20 protein-coding genes and 1 pseudogene are annotated in these 18,347 nt (G+C 69.3%); 10 read left to right on the top strand and 11 right to left on the bottom strand.

Annotation, left to right across the window (positions count from 1 at the left end; all coding sequences use genetic code 11):
• Positions 1–13: 13 nt before the first annotated feature.
• Positions 14–991 carry an ATP-binding protein gene (locus tag ACFJI0_RS24030; RefSeq protein WP_382322634.1) on the top strand — a complete coding sequence of 326 codons (978 nt, stop codon included), beginning with the start codon at positions 14–16 and terminating at the stop codon, positions 989–991.
• Between the two features lie 651 nt (positions 992–1,642).
• A complete protein-coding gene (gene infA, locus ACFJI0_RS24025) occupies positions 1,643–1,897 on the top strand; it encodes a translation initiation factor IF-1 (protein ID WP_056265133.1) in 255 nt (84 codons plus the stop codon).
• Positions 1,898–1,909: 12 nt separating this feature from the next.
• Here the strand turns inward: infA and ACFJI0_RS24020 are convergent, their stop codons facing one another.
• Positions 1,910–2,938, bottom strand: coding sequence for a patatin-like phospholipase family protein (locus tag ACFJI0_RS24020; protein WP_382322633.1), 1,029 nt, complete (start codon positions 2,936–2,938; stop codon positions 1,910–1,912).
• Positions 2,939–2,943: 5 nt separating this feature from the next.
• Positions 2,944–4,041 (bottom strand): 3-deoxy-7-phosphoheptulonate synthase, encoded by a 1,098-nt coding sequence (locus ACFJI0_RS24015; protein ID WP_382322632.1) that lies wholly within the window; start codon positions 4,039–4,041, stop codon positions 2,944–2,946.
• A gap of 171 nt (positions 4,042–4,212) precedes the next feature.
• Between ACFJI0_RS24015 and ACFJI0_RS24010 the strand changes: the two genes are divergently transcribed.
• Positions 4,213–4,542, top strand: a complete 330-nt coding sequence (locus ACFJI0_RS24010) for a hypothetical protein (RefSeq protein WP_382322631.1) — start codon at positions 4,213–4,215, stop codon at positions 4,540–4,542.
• Here the strand turns inward: ACFJI0_RS24010 and ACFJI0_RS24005 are convergent.
• The 7 genes from ACFJI0_RS24005 to ACFJI0_RS23975 form a co-directional block, all read right to left on the bottom strand.
• Positions 4,523–5,167, bottom strand: coding sequence for a PolC-type DNA polymerase III (locus ACFJI0_RS24005; RefSeq protein WP_382322630.1), 645 nt, complete (start codon positions 5,165–5,167; stop codon positions 4,523–4,525). The genes ACFJI0_RS24010 and ACFJI0_RS24005 overlap by 20 nt on opposite strands.
• 86 nt (positions 5,168–5,253) lie before the next feature.
• Positions 5,254–5,619: a DUF4148 domain-containing protein gene (locus ACFJI0_RS24000; protein ID WP_382322629.1), complete on the bottom strand. Its 366-nt coding sequence runs from the start codon at positions 5,617–5,619 to the stop codon at positions 5,254–5,256.
• Positions 5,620–5,712: 93 nt separating this feature from the next.
• Positions 5,713–6,135 (bottom strand): PaaI family thioesterase, encoded by a 423-nt coding sequence (locus ACFJI0_RS23995; protein ID WP_382322628.1) that lies wholly within the window; start codon positions 6,133–6,135, stop codon positions 5,713–5,715.
• 38 nt (positions 6,136–6,173) lie between these two features.
• Positions 6,174–7,559, bottom strand: coding sequence for an MATE family efflux transporter (locus tag ACFJI0_RS23990; protein WP_382322627.1), 1,386 nt, complete (start codon positions 7,557–7,559; stop codon positions 6,174–6,176).
• Positions 7,560–7,572: 13 nt separating this feature from the next.
• Complete coding sequence (locus tag ACFJI0_RS23985) at positions 7,573–8,280, bottom strand: SDR family oxidoreductase (RefSeq protein ID WP_382322626.1); 708 nt, start codon at positions 8,278–8,280, stop codon at positions 7,573–7,575.
• A gap of 99 nt (positions 8,281–8,379) precedes the next feature.
• Positions 8,380–8,976 carry a TetR/AcrR family transcriptional regulator gene (locus ACFJI0_RS23980; protein ID WP_382322625.1) on the bottom strand — a complete coding sequence of 199 codons (597 nt, stop codon included), beginning with the start codon at positions 8,974–8,976 and terminating at the stop codon, positions 8,380–8,382.
• Positions 8,977–9,049: 73 nt separating this feature from the next.
• On the bottom strand, positions 9,050–9,667 hold the full coding sequence (locus tag ACFJI0_RS23975) for a TetR/AcrR family transcriptional regulator (protein WP_382322624.1): 618 nt from the start codon (positions 9,665–9,667) through the stop codon (positions 9,050–9,052).
• Positions 9,668–9,767: 100 nt separating this feature from the next.
• Between ACFJI0_RS23975 and ACFJI0_RS23970 the strand changes: the two genes are divergently transcribed.
• Both ACFJI0_RS23970 and ACFJI0_RS23965 read left to right on the top strand, forming a co-directional pair.
• On the top strand, positions 9,768–10,508 hold the full coding sequence (locus tag ACFJI0_RS23970; RefSeq protein ID WP_382322623.1) for an SDR family NAD(P)-dependent oxidoreductase: 741 nt from the start codon (positions 9,768–9,770) through the stop codon (positions 10,506–10,508).
• The gene (locus tag ACFJI0_RS23965) at positions 10,505–10,840 is read left to right on the top strand and encodes a multidrug efflux SMR transporter (RefSeq protein WP_291111674.1); all 336 of its coding nucleotides are present in this window, start codon (positions 10,505–10,507) and stop codon (positions 10,838–10,840) included. Before ACFJI0_RS23970 ends, ACFJI0_RS23965 begins: the two co-directional genes overlap by 4 nt.
• A gap of 7 nt (positions 10,841–10,847) precedes the next feature.
• Here ACFJI0_RS23965 and ACFJI0_RS23960 read toward each other — a convergent pair whose 3' ends face one another.
• Positions 10,848–11,513, bottom strand: a complete 666-nt coding sequence (locus ACFJI0_RS23960) for a TetR/AcrR family transcriptional regulator (RefSeq protein ID WP_382322622.1) — start codon at positions 11,511–11,513, stop codon at positions 10,848–10,850.
• 142 nt (positions 11,514–11,655) lie between these two features.
• Here ACFJI0_RS23960 and ACFJI0_RS23955 point away from each other — a divergent pair, with 142 nt between their 5' ends.
• Genes ACFJI0_RS23955 through ACFJI0_RS23945 form a run of 3 tightly spaced genes read left to right on the top strand, consistent with a single transcriptional unit; the run spans position 11,656 to position 15,180 of the window.
• Positions 11,656–12,462: an SDR family NAD(P)-dependent oxidoreductase gene (locus ACFJI0_RS23955; RefSeq protein WP_382322621.1), complete on the top strand. Its 807-nt coding sequence runs from the start codon at positions 11,656–11,658 to the stop codon at positions 12,460–12,462.
• A gap of 14 nt (positions 12,463–12,476) precedes the next feature.
• Complete coding sequence (locus ACFJI0_RS23950) at positions 12,477–13,613, top strand: DUF5938 domain-containing protein (RefSeq protein ID WP_382322620.1); 1,137 nt, start codon at positions 12,477–12,479, stop codon at positions 13,611–13,613.
• A 13-nt stretch (positions 13,614–13,626) separates the two neighbouring features.
• The gene (locus ACFJI0_RS23945) at positions 13,627–15,180 is read left to right on the top strand and encodes an AMP-binding protein (protein WP_382322619.1); all 1,554 of its coding nucleotides are present in this window, start codon (positions 13,627–13,629) and stop codon (positions 15,178–15,180) included.
• Here ACFJI0_RS23945 and ACFJI0_RS23940 read toward each other — a convergent pair.
• Entirely contained in the window at positions 15,165–16,082 is a 918-nt protein-coding gene (locus tag ACFJI0_RS23940; RefSeq protein WP_382322618.1) for a LysR family transcriptional regulator, read from the bottom strand. The genes ACFJI0_RS23945 and ACFJI0_RS23940 overlap by 16 nt on opposite strands.
• Before the next feature lie 103 nt (positions 16,083–16,185).
• Between ACFJI0_RS23940 and ACFJI0_RS23935 the strand changes: the two genes are divergently transcribed.
• Positions 16,186–17,277: an alkene reductase gene (locus ACFJI0_RS23935; RefSeq protein ID WP_382322617.1), complete on the top strand. Its 1,092-nt coding sequence runs from the start codon at positions 16,186–16,188 to the stop codon at positions 17,275–17,277.
• 37 nt (positions 17,278–17,314) lie between these two features.
• Positions 17,315–18,335 (top strand): annotated as a pseudogene (locus tag ACFJI0_RS23930) (zinc-binding alcohol dehydrogenase family protein).
• Positions 18,336–18,347: the final 12 nt, after the last annotated feature.

Below are 18,347 nucleotides of genomic sequence, written 5' to 3'. Positions count from 1 at the left end.
GGAGGTCGAAGCGGTGAACGAAGTGGTCAACTCGCTTTCGAAATCCCTCACCATGTTGATGGCCGTCACACGGCTGAACTCCGGGCAGGTCACGACGTTGTCGGAGGCCATCTCGCTGGAAAAGATGTTCAGCTCCTTCGCCAATGAGTTTGAAGAGACGGCCAGCACCAGCGGTTTGAGCGTCGTTTTCGAGGCGCACGAACTGAGCGTGCTGACCGATCCCCATCATCTGAGAACGATCCTGACGAACCTGCTGTCCAACGCCATCAAGTATTCGTCGCGCGGCCTGGTGCGGATCACTGCCACGTCGCCGGCGCCCCAGTCGGTGGTGATCACCGTCGCGGACAACGGGATCGGCATCCCGACGGACGACCTGAACAAGATATTCGAGCCTTTTGTCCGATTGCCTTATCGAAAGGACTCGGTGGATGGCATCGGGCTCGGTTTCGCGATCGTCAAACAGACGGCCGATCTCATCAAAGCCCCCATTCAGGTGGAATCGCTGGTGGGGCAGGGAACCACCTTCTTCCTGACCCTGCCCCGCAGCCAGGACCTGCAGGCGGTGGTCGCACCCGCCAAGGACACCTACCTTCGTGGGTTGCGCATCGTCGTCGTGGACAACGATGAAATCGTGCTGGAAAGCATGGCGCGCACGCTGGAGGAGTGGGGTTGCCGCGTCATCGCCGCGTGCGACTGGGTTGGCCTGGAAGCCAAGCTGGAAATGACGTCCAGCCCGATCGACCTGATCCTGACCGACTTTCATCTGGACGCCGGACTGTCCGGCTATGAATTGATCAAACGGGTCCGCAAGCGGGCCGGGGCACAAATCCCGTCCATTCTGCTGACCGGGGATGTGGAAATCCGGCATGGCCCGGAAAGCACCGCCACCGCCGTTGTCATCGCCTACAAGCCCCTGCCCTACGAAAAACTGGCGAATCTCATCCAGGAGACCATTTCTTCCTTTGGGGCCCAGGCGTCAGGCGGCGCCTGAGGGCAGCCAGCGCGGCTGGCTCTTTTGTGTTACATTACGCAGTCGCCTTGAGCGACCAGCCGCATCCCGACTTCACTGCCAGGATGCAACCGCCCCCGGCAGAGGGGCTGCTGGTCCAGCCCCTCCAAGGTGCCGCCACACCGCTTTCTCACAGCACCGTGGCCTTCTTCCTCCCTGCTGTTGCCGATGCCTCTGCCGTGGCTCGTGCGCCGGTTCTGGCTTGACGCATCCGCGCCACGCCGAGATCGGATGAACCGGTGGGGCACCCCGGCGCATGGGGCTGCCACCTGTTATTTGTTTCGGGCATCCACGACGCCACGGTACCGACCGCGCGTCCCGCCCACTGATGTTTTTGATGATTCACACGAACGACACAACGATTACGAGACTGTCTCCCCTCACCATGGGCAAATACCGCATCGCGGCTTTGCCCCGCCTTCTGCCGGAACGGCCTTTTTGCCGCGCAGGTCTCCATTGCCAGCGGCCATGGCAGCGCGTCCACCGACCGGGTGATCCGGTTCGACAGCGCCTTTCCCACACACGACGCGGCGGCCGATTACGCCCTTGCGCAAGGCATTGACTGGGTGCACGACTCGGTCCGCCTTTCCGCCCGCCCGAACTGACCGATACACTTCAAGCAAAGGAAACACCATCGCCAAAGAAGAACTGATCGACATGATGGGCATCGTCAACGAGGTGCTGCCCGACACGCGCTTTCGCGTCACGCTGGACAACGGTCATCAATTGATCGCTTATTCGGCCGGCAAGATGAAGAAGAACCACATCCGCATCCTGGCGGGTGACCGGGTGTCGCTGGAGCTCTCGCCCTACGACCTGACCAAGGGCCGCATCAACTTCCGCCACATCGAAGGCCGCGGCCCGATGGTGCCGCGCAAGCCGCGCTGATCCTTCGTTTTCTCAGTAGAACAGCGCCTGCAGGTCGACGCTGCTGCGTCGGCCCACGTCGGCGTGGTGCGCCGACAGCCAGGCGCTGCCGTGCTCGCGGCCCAGCGCGAACAGCATTTCAAAGAAGCGCATGTTCGCCGCGGCCTTGCTCTCGGCGCTCAGCTCGCGCATGACCTCGCTGGCCTCGATCACGTGAAAGTGCGTGCCGGCCAGGCGCCGGTCGAGTTCGCCCCGGCGCCACCAGGGGCTGTGGGCCGCGCGCTCGCGCAGGTGGGCAAACATGCGCATCTCGCGCAGGAAGGTGGCGTTGAACGCCAGTTCCATCATGCGGCTCTTGATGTCCGCCGCCGACTGCGGCGTGGCGCTGTGCTTGAGCGGGGCCAGCATCACCAGCACAATGTCGCGCGCGCGGCACTCGTGGAACAGCGGGAACACCGCCGGATTGGCCGCGTAACCCCCATCCCAGTAAGGCTCTCCATCGATCACCACGCTGCGGTGCATGGTGGGCAGGCAGGCCGAGGCCAGCACCGCGTCGGGCGTGAGCTCCCCCGAGCGGAACAGCCGCAGCTTGCCGGTGTTGACGTTGGTCGCCGCGACGAACAGCTTGACCGGGCTGCGCGCGCGCAGGCGCTCGAAATCGACCTGGCTCGACAGGATCTTGCGCAAGGGGTTGAGGTCGAACGGGTTGAGCTGCTCGGGCGAGAAGTAGTGGGTCCACTGCAGCATCAGCTGCATGGCCGGCGCCAGCCGCATGTCCTTGCCGTCGGCCGTGGGCAAGGCCACCTCGAACGGCATGCTGGCCGCCACGGCGCTCCAGAAGCCCCTGAGCGCGGCGCGCGCGCCCTCCGCTCCCCCGGCCATCAGGCCTTGCGCCAGCAGCACCGCGTTCATCGCGCCCGCGCTGGTGCCACTCACGCCGTCGAAGCGCAGGCGCCCATCCTCCAGCAGGGCATCGAGCACCCCCCAGGTGAAAGCGCCGTGCGCGCCGCCGCCCTGCAGGGCCAGGTTGACGGTGGGCGGACCGCGCCAGCGCAGGGCCATGGTGCCTACCCGCGCGTGCGCCGGGCCCGCACGGCGGCCGCCAGGCCTTCGAGCACCGGCACGGTCTGCTCGAACGAGATGCAGGCATCGGTCACGCTCACGCCCGCCTGCAGGGGCTGGCCGGGCACGATGTCCTGCCGGCCTTCGTGCAGGTGGCTCTCGATCATCACACCGACGATGCGGCGCTCGCCCGCGCCGATCTGCGCGGCCACATCGGCGGCCACGTCGATCTGCCGGCGGTGCTGCTTGCTGCTGTTGGCGTGCGACACATCGACCATCACCTGTTCGCGCAGGCCGGCTTTCTGCAGCAGGCCGCAGGCACCGGCGACGTCCGCGGCGCTGTAGTTGGGCTGCGCGCCGCCGCGCAGGATCACGTGGCAGTCGTCGTTGCCACGCGTCTCGAAGATCGCGGCCTGCCCCATCTTGGTCATGCCCATGAAGGCGTGCGCGGCGCGCGCGGCCTGGATCGCGTCGGACGCGACCTTGACCCCGCCGTCGGTGCCGTTCTTGAAGCCCACCGGGCAGCTCAGCCCGCTGGCGAGCTGCCGGTGGCTCTGGCTCTCGGTGGTGCGCGCGCCGATCGCGCCCCAGCTCACCAGGTCGCTGATGAACTGCGGGCTGAGCAGGTCCAGGAATTCGGTGCCCACCGGCAGGCCCAGCGCGAGCACCTCCAGCAGCAGCGCGCGCGCCATTTCCAGCCCTTCGTTGATCGCGAAGCTGCCATCGAGGTGCGGGTCGTTGATGTAGCCCTTCCAGCCCACCGTGGTGCGCGGCTTCTCGAAGTACACGCGCATCACCACCAGCAGGTCCTCCTGCAGCGCGTCGGCCTGGGCCTTGAGGCGCTCGGCGTAGTCGATGGCCTGGGCGTGGTCGTGGATGGAGCACGGACCGACGACGACCACGAGGCGGTCGTCCTGCCCATGCAGCACGCGCGAGATCGCGGCGCGGCTGCTTTCCACCAGGGCTTGCGCGGGATCGGGCGCGGGCAGCCATTCCTGCAGCAGGGCCGGCGTGATCAGGGGGCGCACCGCGCCGATGCGCAGGTCGTCGATGCGGGTGGTGTCGTGGGTGGACAGGACGGTGTGCGGGGTGTGGGTTTTCATGGCAGATCGAAATGTCGGGCGGATGACAAAGAAGCGGCCCGAGGTCCGTGGGCGCGCAAAAAGGTCACGTTCGGTGGATTCTGGGGCATGGGCGGTTTCAGGCGCCGAAGCGCGCGGTCGAGATAGACAGAGACAGCCCCACCGCGTGGGCGATGGAAGATGGACAGGACGATGAAGACCTTTTACCTCGGACTCGTGGCAGTGTGCCTGGGCAGCGGCCCGGCCCTGGCGCAGACGACCGCGCCCAGCGACCCGCCCGCGATGGTGCTGGAGCCTTTCAAGAACGAGGTCTGGATCAACGTGGGCGGCTTCTCGCGCCACTTTGCCCGCCACAACGGCTACAACGAGAACAACCTGGGCCTGGGCGCCGAGTACCGCACCAGCGCCGAGCTGTCCTACATGGCCGGCGCCTACGACAACAGCGTGCACAAGACCACCTCGTACGTGGCCATGAACTGGCAGCCCTGGTCGCTGGGGCCGATCAAGCTGCGCGTGGTTTGAGGGCCTGCGCATCCGGGCGCTGTGTGTGCGTCTGGATGAAACGAGGCAGGGCGGCGCGCGTGCAGCGCTGCAGGGCCATCAGAAAACCGTGATCGGGCTCGTCCACACCATGGCGTGCGCGCAGGTCGTGCTGGATGCGGCCCAGCAGCTCGGCCGCCATCTCGGCGTCGGCCAAGGCCCGGTGTGCCTGACCGGTGCGCGGCAGCCGAAAAAAATCCACCAGTGAACCCAGCTTGTGGCTCGGCGCCTCGGGGTAGAGCCGGCGCGAGAGCAGCACGGTGCAGGCAAAGGGTTGCGGCGCCGGCGCGCCGGCGCGCTCGAGCTCGGCTGTCCAGAAGCGGCGGTCGAACGCCGCGTTGTGCGCCACCATGGGCACCTCGCCCACGAAACGCGCGGCCTCGCGCATCACGGTGTCGGCCGGTGGCGCGGTCTCGATCATGGCGTTGGTGATGCCGGTCAGCTGCGTGATGAAAGACGGGATGCGCACGCCCGCGTTCATCAGGCTCTGGTAGCGGTCCACCACGCGCCCCTGTTCGGTGATGACGATCGCCACCTCGGTGGCGCGGTCGCCCATGGTGGGCGAGATGCCGGTGGTTTCGAAGTCGATGACAGCAATGCGGGGCATGGGGTTGAACTGTAGCGCGGCGCGCACCCCATGCGCCGAAGCCCCGACATCGCTGAAAGACGCCGGGGCTCCGGTGGGCGGGCCGTTCAGCGCTGGACCACCACCAGGGTCTGCGTCATGTAGCGGTGCGGCGCCTGTTCGCGGTAGGTGATGCCGGTCTGGCCGTCGGCCACCAGCTCACCACGCGCCCAGGCGGTGCGCAGCTCGGCCCGCACGTCGGCGCGGGTCTTCATCGATGCCATGGGCATGGTGGCGTAGCGGCCAGGGTTCAGGTCGCGGTAGGTGGCACCGGTCTGGCGATCGGCGATCAGCGTGCCGTTGCGCTGCGCTTCGGCGAGTTCGGCGCGCACCTGGTCGCGCGTCTTGGGCGACGCAGCGTCGGCGGCCAGCGCCATGCCGGCGCAGGCGGTGGAGAGGGCCAGGGCGATGAGGGAGAGGCGGGCGAGTTTCATGGGAGGCTCCTTGGGGTTGTGCCGGCGGTGCCGGCGTTGGCTTGCCCACTGGATACGCGCTCATCCCGCCACTGGATTCAACCCGGTGCGCGCTCAGCCCGCCGCCTTGGGGTACAGCACCATCTGCGTGCAGCGGAACAGGGCAATCGTCTTGCCCGTCTCGCGGTGCGTGACCACCGCGTCCCACACCTGCGTGGTGCGGCCCAGGTGCGCGGGTTTCGCGACGCAGTCGATGGTGCCTTCCAGCGCCGTGCCCAGGTGGTTGCTCTTGAGCTCGATGGTGGTGAAGCCGTTGGCCTCCTTGGGCAGGTTCGCCACGCAGCCGTAGCCGCAGGCCGTGTCGGCCAGCGTGACCACGCTGCCCGCGTGCAGGAAACCATTGGGTGCCATGGTGTGGGGCTGCACGGCGAGTTCGGCGCGCACCTCCTGCGGGCTCACCTGCGTGAAGACCAGGCCGAGATGGCCCGGCAGCTTGCCCACGCCGCGCTGGTTGAATTGTTCGGTGAGATCGGTCATGCGGGTCTCCTGTCTTTTGGAATGAAAGGGCGAGGGGCTCAACGCGTCCAGCTGCCCAGCCGGATCGCGATCGCCAGGGTGGAACCATAAACGACCAGGCTGAGCGCGACCACCGCGAACAGGCCGCTGGCCGAGGTCTGGAACACATGCACGCAGAGCCAGCCGCCCACCCCGAGGATGACGAGGCGGCCCATGCTGCCCGCGAGCGGCCAGAACATGCGGCCCGCGCCCTGCGAAGCGAAGAACAGCGCCAGGCCCAGGCCGAAGAAGCCGTAGCAGCCGCCGACGATGTTCAGGTAGCTGGCGCCGAAGGCCAGCACCGCGGCGTCCTGCGTGAAGAGGTTCATCCACAGCCCGGGTGCGATCGCGGTCGCCACGCCGATGGCGCCCGTGATGGCCGCCACCACCGCGCCACCGGCCCAGGCCACGCGCACCGCGCGCGGGGCCTGCCCCGCGCCCATGTTGGTCGCGACCATCGCGGTCAGCGCGGTGCCGAAGCCGAACGCGATCGGCACCAGGATGTACTCGAGTCGCGCCGCCACGCCATAGCCCGCGAGCGCGGCAGTGCCGTAGTGGCCCACGAACGCCGTGCGCACCGCGATGGAGGCGTTGCTGATCACCGGGCTGAGCGAGGCCGGCAGGCCCACGCGCAGGATCTCGCGCCACAGCGAGCGCTGGGGCCACCACGGTGTGCGCCCCAGGTGCACCGCGCCGTCGCGGCGCAGCAGCCAGGCCACCATCACCAGGGCCGACAGCGCGTTCACCGTGAGCGTGCTCAGGGCCGCGCCGGCCACGCCGATGCCCGGCACCAGGCCCCAGCCGAACACCAGCAGCGGGCTCAGGCCCAGGTGCATCAGCGCGGTGGCCACCAGCAGCAGCGAGGGCAGCAGCATGTTGCCCGCGCCGCGCACCACGGCGGCCAGCACGTTGGTGAACCAGATCACCGCGGCGCCCGCGAACAGCGCGTTCGAATACGCCAGCGCCGCCTCCAGCGCCGGCCCGCGCCCACCCATGGCGGCGAAGATGCCGCGCCCGCCGCCGAGCATGGCCGCCATGAACAGCACTGCCAGCAGCGCGGCGATCAACAAGGCCTGCTGCGCCAGCCGGCTCGCGTCCTCGCGCCGGCCCGCGCCCAGCGCGCGCGCCACGGCGGCGGTGGTCGCGCCGCCGATGCCACCGGCCGACATCTGCAGCATCAGCATCGACAAGGGGAACACCAGCGCGATGCCGGCGAGCGCGTCCGCCCCCACCAACCCGAGGATGTAGCCGTCGTAGCCGATCACGATGGTCATGGCGAACAGGCCCATCACATTGGGCGTGGCCAGCCGGAACAGCGTGGGCAGCAGCGGCGCGTGCAGCATCTGCTGCACGCGGGTCTGGGCGGGGTCGGCGCGCGGTGCGTCGACGGGCAGGACAGCGCTCATGGGGGGGCTCCGCTCAGGCGCGCGCATCGCGCAGGTAGATGCCGGGTTCGGCCGAGAGGCCGCGTTTGACCTGCTGCGTGAGCTCGTCGCCCAGCACCTCCTCGGCACCGGCTTCCAGCGCGTCGAAGGCGCGGCGCACGATGGCCTCGGGCGTGGACTTGGGCATCTCGATGCCGCGCGTGAGGTCGGTGTCCACGAAACCCATGTGCAGGCCCAGCACCTGCGTGCCCTGCGCGCGCAGGTCGTGGCGCAGCCCGTTCGTGAGCGCCCAGGCGGCGGACTTGCTCGCGCCGTAGACCGACAGCATGGGCGAGTTGATCCAGCTCGCGATCGACAGCACGTTGAGCAGCGCGCCGCCGCCGTTGGCCGCGAGCACCGGCGCGAAGGCCTGGCTCACGCGCAGCAGGCCGAAGAAGTTGGTCTCCAGGTGCGCGCGCGCCGAGGCCTCAGCCCCATCGGCGAGGAAGCCGCCCAGCGAAGCGATGCCGGCGTTGTTGACCACCAGCGTCACGTCGCTCGCGTGGCGCGCCGCGGCGGCGACCGCCGCCGGGTCGGTCACGTCCAGCGCGATCGGCTCCACGCCCGGCAGCGTCACGCTGGCCGGGTTGCGCGCCCCGGCGTAGACCTTGCGCGCGCCGCGCGCCAGCGCCTCGCGCGCGAAGGCCAGGCCGATGCCCCGGTTGGCGCCGGTGATGAGAACGGTGGCGTTGTGAAGCTGCATGGTGAAAGTCCAGTCAATGAAGGAAGGGAGACAAGGTGAATATGACGATCGTCATATTTGTGGGCGAAGCAAAACGGGGCACATGAAAGCCGGCAGGGTTCAGGTGGAAGGGGAAGAAGAAACGTCGTGCCGCGCCAGCAGGGCGCGGCGGTTGTCGGCCAGCAGGGCCTTGCCCTCGGCGTTGTCGCCCAGCGCGCGCGCCAGCTGCAGCGCGCCCACCAGCTGGCTGGCGATGGCGGCGGCCAGGCCAGGGGCCGCGCCCTCGGGCAGCGCGCGCTCGACCGCCGACACCAGGCCGCGCACGCGCTCGGCGGCGGCGGCGCGCACATCGGGCGACTGGCGCGGCATCTCCGACACCAGGGCCGCGACCGCGCAACCGTTTTCGGTGCCGCTCAGGTGGCGCTCCGACAGGTAACCGTCCACCAGCGCGCGCAGGGGGCTCGCACCCTCGGCCTCGCGCGCGGCGTTGCCCTTGGCGATGCGCGCCGCGCTCTGCTGCCCGGCGTGCGCCAGGGCCTCGGCCAGCAGCGCGTCGCGCGAGGCGAAGTGGGCGTAGAAGCCGCCGTGGGTCAGGCCGGCCTCTTTCATGATGTCGGCCACGCCCACGCCCTGGAAACCCGCGCGGCGGATCGCCCGCGACGCGGTGTCCACGATGCGTTCGTGCGTGAGGGCCTTGCGGTTGGGCGCGATTTCCATGGTGGCGGGATTGTAGCCGTCAATATGATGATCGTCATATTTCACCCGATCAACGGCGCAACCGCGCCCGGCGCTAACGCTTCGACGCCACCACCACCGAGCTGCGCCACGAGGCCATCGCGCAGTCAACGATGCGCAGCAGCTGTTCCTCGCCCATGCCGTCGCGCGCCTGCATCGACAGGCCCTCGAGCACCGTGGTGTAGTACATCGCGAGCAGCGCCGAGTCGACCTGCGGCGGCACGTCGCCGTCGGCGATGCCGCACTCGATGCGGTGCTGGATCGCGTCCTGCGCGCGCAGGCGCAGCTCGCGCAGGTGGGCGCGCACCTTCTCGTTGGCCGGCACGCCCACGGTGGCGCCGAGCACCACCATGCAGCCGCTGGGCCGGCTCGGGTTCACGTAGGCGATGGCGTGGCTGCGCAGCATGGCCGCGATGGCCTCGAAGGCCGTGGGCTCGTCGGTCAGCGCCAGCTCGGCCTCGGGGTTTTCCGTGCGCTCGTAGAGGTCCACCGCCTCGCGGAACAGCGCTTCCTTGGAGCCGAAGGCCGCGTAGAGGCTGGGCGGGTTGATGCCCATGGCCGTGGTGAGGTCGGCGATGGACGTGCCGTCGTAGCCGCGGTCCCAGAACACCAGCATGGCCTTGGCGAGCACGGCATCGCGCGTGAAACCGGGTGGGCGACCTCGGGTGCGCATGGCGTTTCCTTTCTGTATGAGTGGTCGAAGAATTCGGGCCGGACGCGAACCGGTCCGCCTTTCTACCATTTTGAAGTCATCACTACGAAAAGGACTCGACATGAAACCGCTCCAGGGCAAAGTGGCGTTCGTCACCGGCGGCAGCCGGGGCATCGGCGCGGCCATCGCGCGCCAGCTCGCGCAGCACGGCGCCGAGGTGGCGTTCACCCACCAGCACGCCTCGGCGCAGGCGCAGCGCACCCACGACGCCATCGTGGCCGAGGGCGTGCGCTGCAGCGCCATCCAGGCCGACAGCGCGGACCGCCTGGCCCTGGCCGCCGCGGTGGGCCGCGCGCGCGAGGTGCACGGCCGGCTGGACATCCTGGTCAACAACGCGGGCATCTACGCCGGTGGCGCCATCGACGAGACCACCGATGCGCAGCTCGACGCGCTGGTCGCCGTGCACATGGCCGCGACGGTGATCGCCACGCGCGCCGCGGTGCCGCACATGGCGCCGGGCGGCAGCGTGATCAGCATCGGCAGCTGCCTCTCGGAGCGCGTGCCGGAGGCGGGCTGGAGCCTGTACGCGATGAGCAAGGCCGCGCTGGTCGGCCTCACCAAGGGCCTGGCGCGCGACCTCGGGCCGCGCGGCATCACGGCCAACCTGGTGCTGCCCGGCCCGATCAACACCGACATGAACCCGGCGGACAGCCCGCAGGCCGAGGGCGAGCGCGCCCATGTGGCGCTGGGCCGGTACGGTGAGCCGCACGAGGTGGCGGCGCTGGTGGCCTTCCTGGCCGGCGACGGCGCGCGCTTCATCACGGGCGCATCGATCGCCGTCGACGGGGGGTACGCCGCATGATCGCCTCTCAGGAAAAAACCGCCTGGCTGATCCTGCTCTTCGCGGCCCTGCTGGAGCCGGTGTGGCTGATCGCGCTCAAGCGCTCGCAGGAGTTCACCGTGTTCTGGCCCAGCGTGATCGGCCTCGGCGTGGTCGCGCTGAGCCTGGGCCTGCTGACGCTGGCCCTGCGCGACCTGCCCATGGGCACCGCCTACGCCGTGTGGGTGGGCGTGGGCTGCGTGACGGTGGCGCTGTCGGGCATCACCTGGATGGGGGAGAGCGGCGACCCGTTCCGGCTCGCCTGCATGGGCCTGATCCTGGTCGGCGTGGCCGGCCTCAAGGCCACGACGTAGCGCCGGCTCAGGCGATGGCGAGCTTGCGCTTGGGCGCCTTCTTCGCGCGCTGGGGCGTGGCGGCGGCGGGCGCGTCGATCATCTGCAGCACCACCAGGCGCACGCCGGCCTGCAGGGTGGCGATGGCCTTCCTGTCGCCTGAGAGGTGCTTGAGCAGGGCCTGCTGGAACAGGCCGTCGAGCAGGGCGTAGGCCACCTCGCTCGGCGCCTTCACCGGCGCGCCCGCGAGCTCCGAGAGGCGCTGCATCACGCGCCAGATCATTTTCTCCAGGCTCTTGTCGATGGCCTCCACGTCGTCGCGCAGCGCCTCCTCGAACAGCGCCTGCGAGCGCAGGTCGTACCAGAGCCGGTGCATGGTGGTCTCGGTGCGCAGCGTCTCGCCCAGCGCCTCGGCAAAACCGTCGAGCAGTTGTTCGAAGTGGGTGGAGGTCGTCGTGACCTCGTCGTAGCGCGTCACGCAGCGCGCCTTGTACTGGCGCACGCTGCACAGGATCAGGTCGAGCTTGTCGGTGAAGTAGTAGTGCAGCACGCCGTGCGAGAACGCCGAGTTCTGCGCGATCTCGCGCAGGCTGGTGCGCGCGTAGCCCAGGTCGGCCAGCGTCTGCAGCGCGGCCTCGCCGAGTTCGGCGCGGCGTTCGTTGAACTTGTCGTTGCGGGGGGGCGCTTTGCTCATCGGGCCATTGTAAGGACGGCCGCCCGCCCGCGCCATTCGAATTTGGACAGTCGTCAAGAAAAATCTTGACACTTGTCAAGAAAGCTCCGTAGCATGGAGCCGTTCCTCGAAGAACACGGTCCACACACACCAGGAGACAAACATGGCGAAGTTCGATCTGACCGGCCGCAAGGCCCTGGTCACCGGGGGCGCGCGCGGCCTCGGCGAAGGCATGGCACAGGCGCTCGCGGTAGCGGGTGCCTCGGTGATGATTGGCGACGTGCTCACGTCGCTCGGCCAGGAGACGGCGGGCAAGCTGCCCGTCACCGGCGGCGCGAAAGCCGGTTTCGTGAAGCTCGACGTGACGCAGGAGGCCGACTGGCAGGCCGCCGTGAAGGCCACGGTGGACACGCTGGGCGGCTTCGACATCCTGATCAACAACGCCGGCATCGAGGTCACCGCGCTGGTGGCCGACATCGAGCCCGAGTCGCTGCGCAAGATGCTGGACGTGAACATCGTCGGCACGGCGCTGGGCCTCAAGCACGCCTTCCGCGCCATGCGGCCCAACGGCGCCGCCGGCCAGGGTGGGGCGGTGGTGAACATCTCGTCGGTCGCCGCCACCATCGCCTTCCCCGCCATCGCGGGCTACTCGGCCACCAAGTCGGCGGTGGACCGCCTCACCCGCGTGGCCGCGATGGAAGCCGGCAAACTCGGCTACGGCGTGCGCGTGAACTGCATCTACCCCGGCCTGGTGCCGACCGAGATGGGCATGAAGCTGGCCACCGACGTGGTGGCCGCCGGCCTGTTCGCCTCGCCCGACGCGGCGGTGGGCGCGATCATCGAGCAGACCCCCTCGGGCCGCCTGGGCGAGGTGGGCGACATGGCGGACGCGGTGGTCTTCCTCTGTTCGGACGCGGCGCGCTTCATCAACGGCGCGGGCCTGCCGGTCGACGGCGGCATGGGCATGTGAACCGGGAGAACACCATGAGCAAAACCAGCAAGAAACCCGTCATCGTCTACGGCGCCTCCGGCTACACCGGCCGCCTGGTCTGCGAGTACCTGCGCGAGTACAACATCCCCTTCATCGCCGCCGGCCGCAGCGCCGACAAGCTCAACGCCGCCATGCAGGCCAACGTGCCCGGCATCGAGACCGCGAGCTTCGAGGTGGTGGAGGTCGAGCACTCGGTCAAGGCGCTCACCGAGCTCTTCAAGGGCGCCTCGGTGGTGCTCAACACCGTCGGCCCGTTCGCGAAGTTCGGCCCCGAGGTGGTGCAGGCCTGCCTGGCCGCGAAGTGCCACTACACCGACACCACCGGCGAGCAGGACTGGCTGATCACGCTGGACGAGCAGTACGGCGAGAAGTTCGCCAACGCCGGCCTGCTGCTCTCGCCCGGCCTGGCGCAGATGTACACCACCGGCGAGATCGCCGCGCAGCTCTGCCTGGAGACGCCCGGCCTGGACACGCTGGACATCGCGGTGTTCTGGGGCGGCAGCCCGACCATCGCGTCCACGCAGACCATCCTGGTCAATGCCGCCATCGCCAAGGCCTACCACCTGCAGCAGAACCAGTTCGTCGAATGGCAGCCCGACGCCGGGCTCTACCAGCTGGCGATTCCCGGCCAGCACGAGATGGCGCTGGCCCTGCCCTGGGGCGGCACCTCGCACCCGGTGTGGTTCAAGCGCGATCCGCGCGTGGCCAACGTGAAGGTGCTCGGCGGCGTGTTCAACAAGCCGCTGATGCAGGGCGTGCCGCTGATCGTGGCCGCCGCGCTGGAAGCCACCAAGGACATGAACCCCGACGACCGCTACGCCGCGCTCGCGCAGACCGCGGCCGGCGTGATGAACACCATGCCGCCGCGCGAGAACCCGCGCATCAACAAGTCGGTCGACTCGGTGCACGCCTCGGGCCCGCTGGGTCGCGCGCACTGCGTCATCTTCGGCAACTGCAACTACAAGCAGACCGGGATGATGCAGGCCTTCGCCGCCAACTGGCTGCTGCAGCAGCCACCGAAGCGCGTGGGTTTCGCCTCGGGCTGCCAGGCCTTCGGCCACCACGAGCTGCTCGGTGCGTTGCGCGGCTTCGGCCTGGTGCAGGCCCCGGTGCTGACCGTGCACGTGTGAAACGGGCCCCTCCATGCGACTGATCGACTACCTCGACAAGGGGGCCATGCTCGGCCCGGACGCGCCCTGTCTCTCGATGGGTGGCATGGACCTGAGCTACGACGACGTGCGGCGCATCAGCCACCGCGTGGCGCGCGCGCTGGCGCGCACCGGCATCGACCCCGGCGCCAAGGTGGCGGTGCTCTCCAGCAACGACGCGCTGGCCTTTGCCTGCGTGTTCGGCATCTCGCGCGCGGGCGCCGTGTGGTGCCCGGTGAACCCGCGCAACGAGGCCTCGGAAAACCGCTACGTGCTCGACGCCTTCGACTGCAGCTGCCTGATCTTCCACAGCGCCTACGCGCCCATGGTCGAGCAGATGCGCGCGCAGCTGCCCAAGGTGCGCGTGTACGTGTGCCTCGACGCCGTGCTGCCCTTCGCGCCCTCCTGGGCGCAATGGGCCGACGGCACCAGCGACGAGCCGGTGGAGGTGCTCCCGGTGGACGACCTGGCCATGATCGCGGGCACCGGCGGCACCACCGGCAGCCCGAAGGGCGTGATGCTCTCGGGCCGCAACCTGGAGACCATGAGCGCGCTCACGCTCATGGGTTACCCGTTCGACGGCCGGCCCACCTACCTCGCGCTCGCGCCGCTCACGCACGCGGCCGGCGTGTTGTGCCTGCCGGTGATGGCGCTGGGCGGGCGCGTGGTCATCATGCCCAAGCCCGACCTGGGCGAGTTCCTGTCGCTGATCGAGCGCCACCGCGTCACCCACACCTTCCTGCCGCCCACGCTGATCTACATGCTGCTGCAGCACGAGCGGCTGGCCACGACCCAGCTCGATTCGCTGCAGTGCTTCTGGTACGGCGCCGCGCCGATCTCGGCCGCGCGGCTGGAAGAAGCCTTGAGCAAGATCGGCCCGGTGATGGCGCAGCTCTTCGGCCAGACCGAGGCGCCGATGATGATTTCCATGATGTCGCCGCGCGAACACTTCCACGCCGACGGCAGCGTGGCGCGCGAGCGCCTCTCGTCCGCCGGGCGGCCCGGCCCGCTGGTGCAGGTGGCGACCATGGACAGCGAAGGCGTGCTGCTGCCCCCGGGCGGGACCGGCGAGATCGTGGTGCGCAGCTCGCTGGTGATGATGGGCTACTACCAGGATCCGAAAGCCACGGCCGAGGCCGGCCGCTTCGGCTGGCACCACACCGGCGACATCGGCCGCCTGGACGCGGACGGTTTCCTCTACATCGTGGACCGTGCCAAGGACATGATCATCACCGGCGGCTTCAACGTCTACTCGGTCGAGGTCGAGCAGGCGCTGATGCAGCACCCCGACGTGCAGGACAGCGCCGTGATCGGCCTGCCCGACGAGAAGTGGGGCGAGGCGGTGGTGGCGGTGCTGCAGCCGCACGCGGGCCGCAGCCTGCAGCCCGAGGAGATCATCGCCTTCGTGAAGGCGCGCATCGGCAGCGTGAAGGCGCCCAAGCGGGTCGAGGTCTGGCCCGACTTGCCGCGCTCCAAGGTCGGCAAGGTGATGAAGAAGGACATCCGCGCCGAGCTGCTGGCGCGGCTGAACCGTCAGACCGGCGCCTGAGCGAGCAAGGGCGCGGTGCGCTCGGCGATGAAGTCGCGCAGGCAGCGCATCAGCGGTGTGAGCTGGCGCCGGCTGGGCAGCACGAGGAACAGCGGCACGGCTTCGGTGGTCCAGTCGATGCACAGGGCCTGCAGGCGGCCTTGCGCCAGGTCGTCGGCCACGTCGAAAAACGACTTGTAGGCGATGCCCTTACCCAGCAGGGCCCAGCGCCGCACGGCGTCGCCGTCGTTGGAGACATTGACGCTCTTCACGCGCACCGTGATCTCAGCCTCGCCGTCCCCGCGCGAGAAGCGCCAGCGGTCGTGCACCTCGTCGTTGAGCATGAAGCACAGGCAGTCGTGCCCGCTGAGCTCGTGCGGCGTGGCGGGCGCGCCGTAGCGCGCGAGGTAGGCCGGCGAGGCGCACAGCACGCGCCGGTGCGAGGCCGCCAGCGGCAGGGCCACCAGGTTGGAGTCGCGCGGCTTGCCGTAGCGCAAGGCCGCGTCCACCGGGTTGCTGTAGACGTTGGCGATGCTGTCCGAGAGCAGCAGGCGCACGTCCACTTTCGGGTGCGTGTCCTGGAACTCGTTGAGCCAGGGCAGCAGCAGGTTGCGGCCGAGGTCCGACGGCGCGGCGAGCTGCAGCACGCCTTGCAAGGCCTGCTCGCCCGCGCCGATCTGCTGGCTGGCCTGCTGCAGCGCCTCCAGCGCCGGGCGGCATTGTTCCAGGAAGCGCTCGCCCTGTTGCGTGAGCCGCAGGCTGCGGGTGGAGCGCACGAACAGCGGCACGCCGAGTTCGGCCTCCAGCCGCTTGAGCGCCGCGCTGGTGGCGGCCGGCGTGAGGTCGAGCGCGCGCGCCGTGGCCGAGAGGCTGCCGCTGTCGACGGTGCGCACGAAGATGTCCAGGTCCTGCAGGGCTTTCATGATCTTCAAATTCTGCTTGAAGATGCATTCAAAGGCCAGGTGGTTTTTCAAATGAACGGATCGAGAGACCATCCGTTCATTCCCATTTCACCGAAAGCCCACCATGACCTCCACCCTGTTCCGCCCCCTCGAACTCGGCCCGCTGCAGCTGCCCAACCGCCTGGTGATGGCGCCGCTCACGCGCAGCCGCAGCAGCCAGCCCGGCAACGTGCCCAACGAGCTCATCGCAGCTTATTACGCGCAGCGCGCCGGCGCGGGCCTGATCGTGTCCGAAGCCACCCAGATTTCGCCGCAGGGCCAGGGCTACAGCTTCACGCCCGGCATCCACAGCGAAGCCCAGGTGGACGGCTGGCGCCGCGTGACCGACGCGGTGCATGCGGCGGGCGGGCGCATGGTGCTGCAGCTGTGGCACGTGGGCCGCATGTCGCACGCCAGCTTCCATGCCGACGGCCTGCCGGTGGCGCCCTCGGCCCTCTCGCCCGACGCCAAGGTCTGGGTGATGGGCGAGGACGGCGTGGGCCGCATGGTGGATGCCCCGGTGCCGCGCGCCATGACGCTGCAGGACATCCAGGCCACGATCGGTGACTACCGCCGCGCCGCCGCCAACGCCATGCGCGCCGGTTTCGACGGCGTGGAGATCCACGGCGCCAACGGCTACCTGATCGACCAGTTCCTGCGCACCACCTCGAACCACCGCACCGACGCGTATGGCGGCGGCATGGCGCAGCGCACGCGATTTGCCGCCGAGGTGGCCGCCGCCGTGGCCAGCGAGGCCGGCGCGGAGCGCACCGGCATGCGGCTGGCGCCCTTCATCACCCAGCGCAACATGGACTGCCCCGAGATCGTGCCCACCATCCTGCACCTGGCCAAACAGCTCGACGAGATCGGCCTGGCCTACCTCCACCTGGCCGAAGCCGACTGGGACGACGCGCGCCAGGTGCCCGAAGCGTTCCGCCGCGAACTGCGCCGCGCCTACCAGGGCCGCGTGATCGTCGCGGGCAAGTACGACGCGCCGCGCGCCGAGGCCATCCTGCAGGCCGGTCTGGCCGACCTCGTGGCCTTCGGCCGCTCCTTCATCGCCAACCCCGACCTGCCGGCGCGCCTCGCGGCCAACCTGCCGCTGGCCGAGATCGACCCGACGACGCTGTTCGGCGGCGGCGCGCGCGGCTACACGGACTACGCTGTCGCTGCCTGAGTTCCTTCTTATTCCCTTCTCAATTGAAAGCACCCCCATGAAAGCCGTTGGATACCAGAAGCCCCAGGCCATCAGCGCCGCCGATTCGCTGATCGACATCACCCTGCCCGACCCCGTGCGCAGCGGGCCGCGACCTGCTGGTCGAGGTGAAAGCCGTGTCGGTCAACCCGGTGGACGCCAAGGTGCGCAAGAGCGGCGCGCCGGCCGAGGGCGAGGCCCACAAGGTGCTGGGCTGGGACGCCAGCGGCATCGTCAAGGCCGTGGGCCCGGAGGTCACGCTGTTCCAGCCGGGCGACCGCGTCTGGTACGCCGGCTCCATCGCGCGCCCCGGCACCAACAGCGAGCTGCATCGGGTGGACGAGCGCATCGTCGGCCGCATGCCCCAGTCGCTCGACTTCGCGCAGGCCGCGGCGCTGCCGCTCACCGCCATCACCGCCTGGGAAATGCTGTTCGACCGCCTGGGTGTCGCCCCCGGCAAGTCGCCCACCGCGGGCACGCTGCTCATCATCGGAGCCTCGGGCGGTGTGGGCTCCATCCTCACGCAGCTGGCCACGCGGCTGACCGGTCTCACCGTCATCGGCACCGCCTCGCGGCCCGAGACGCAGGCCTGGGTGAAGGCGCTCGGCGCGCACCACGTGATTGACCACAGCCAGCCGATCGCCGCGGAATTGAAGCGCATCGGCTTTCCCCAGGTGGACCGCATCGTGAGCCTCACGCAGACCGATGCGCACTTCGATCAGATCGTCGAGGCGATCGCGCCCCAGGGCCAGTTCGGCCTGATCGACGACCCGGCCTCGCTGGACGTGACGAAGTTCAAGCGCAAGTCGGTCTCGGTGCACTGGGAGCTGATGTTCACCCGCGCGCTGTTCGGCACCGCCGACATGATCGGCCAGCACCGCCTGCTCAACGAAGTGGCCGCGCTGGTCGATGCCGGCCTGATCCGCACCACGCTGGCCGAGCACTTCGGCCCCATCAACGCCGCGAATCTGAAGCGCGCCCACGCCCTGATCGAATCGGGCAAGGCGCGCGGCAAGGTGGTGCTCGAAGGCTGGGTCTGAGCGGCGCCGCGG

This window comes from Hydrogenophaga sp. UC242_53 (assembly GCF_042696965.1).
Taxonomy (GTDB): domain Bacteria; phylum Pseudomonadota; class Gammaproteobacteria; order Burkholderiales; family Burkholderiaceae_C; genus Hydrogenophaga.
The sequence above is the reverse complement of the archived record's forward strand: the minus strand, read 5'-3'. Positions and strand labels throughout refer to the sequence as shown.

Bases quoted from the DNA above. Each gene is read 5' to 3' on its own strand.
- ACFJI0_RS24020 (WP_382322633.1), bottom strand. From the start codon at position 2,938: ATGGCCCTGCGCTGGCGCGGTCCGCCCACCGTCAACCTGGCCCTGCAG.
- ACFJI0_RS24015 (WP_382322632.1), bottom strand. From the start codon at position 4,041: ATGAAAACCCACACCCCGCACACCGTCCTGTCCACCCACGACACCACC.
- ACFJI0_RS24010 (WP_382322631.1), top strand. From the start codon at position 4,213: ATGAAGACCTTTTACCTCGGACTCGTGGCAGTGTGCCTGGGCAGCGGC.
- ACFJI0_RS24005 (WP_382322630.1), bottom strand. From the start codon at position 5,167: ATGCCCCGCATTGCTGTCATCGACTTCGAAACCACCGGCATCTCGCCC.
- ACFJI0_RS24000 (WP_382322629.1), bottom strand. From the start codon at position 5,619: ATGAAACTCGCCCGCCTCTCCCTCATCGCCCTGGCCCTCTCCACCGCC.
- ACFJI0_RS23995 (WP_382322628.1), bottom strand. From the start codon at position 6,135: ATGACCGATCTCACCGAACAATTCAACCAGCGCGGCGTGGGCAAGCTG.
- ACFJI0_RS23990 (WP_382322627.1), bottom strand. From the start codon at position 7,559: ATGAGCGCTGTCCTGCCCGTCGACGCACCGCGCGCCGACCCCGCCCAG.
- ACFJI0_RS23985 (WP_382322626.1), bottom strand. From the start codon at position 8,280: ATGCAGCTTCACAACGCCACCGTTCTCATCACCGGCGCCAACCGGGGC.
- ACFJI0_RS23980 (WP_382322625.1), bottom strand. From the start codon at position 8,976: ATGGAAATCGCGCCCAACCGCAAGGCCCTCACGCACGAACGCATCGTG.
- ACFJI0_RS23975 (WP_382322624.1), bottom strand. From the start codon at position 9,667: ATGCGCACCCGAGGTCGCCCACCCGGTTTCACGCGCGATGCCGTGCTC.
- ACFJI0_RS23970 (WP_382322623.1), top strand. From the start codon at position 9,768: ATGAAACCGCTCCAGGGCAAAGTGGCGTTCGTCACCGGCGGCAGCCGG.
- ACFJI0_RS23965 (WP_291111674.1), top strand. From the start codon at position 10,505: ATGATCGCCTCTCAGGAAAAAACCGCCTGGCTGATCCTGCTCTTCGCG.
- ACFJI0_RS23960 (WP_382322622.1), bottom strand. From the start codon at position 11,513: ATGAGCAAAGCGCCCCCCCGCAACGACAAGTTCAACGAACGCCGCGCC.
- ACFJI0_RS23955 (WP_382322621.1), top strand. From the start codon at position 11,656: ATGGCGAAGTTCGATCTGACCGGCCGCAAGGCCCTGGTCACCGGGGGC.
- ACFJI0_RS23950 (WP_382322620.1), top strand. From the start codon at position 12,477: ATGAGCAAAACCAGCAAGAAACCCGTCATCGTCTACGGCGCCTCCGGC.
- ACFJI0_RS23945 (WP_382322619.1), top strand. From the start codon at position 13,627: ATGCGACTGATCGACTACCTCGACAAGGGGGCCATGCTCGGCCCGGAC.
- ACFJI0_RS23940 (WP_382322618.1), bottom strand. From the start codon at position 16,082: ATGAAAGCCCTGCAGGACCTGGACATCTTCGTGCGCACCGTCGACAGC.
- ACFJI0_RS23935 (WP_382322617.1), top strand. From the start codon at position 16,186: ATGACCTCCACCCTGTTCCGCCCCCTCGAACTCGGCCCGCTGCAGCTG.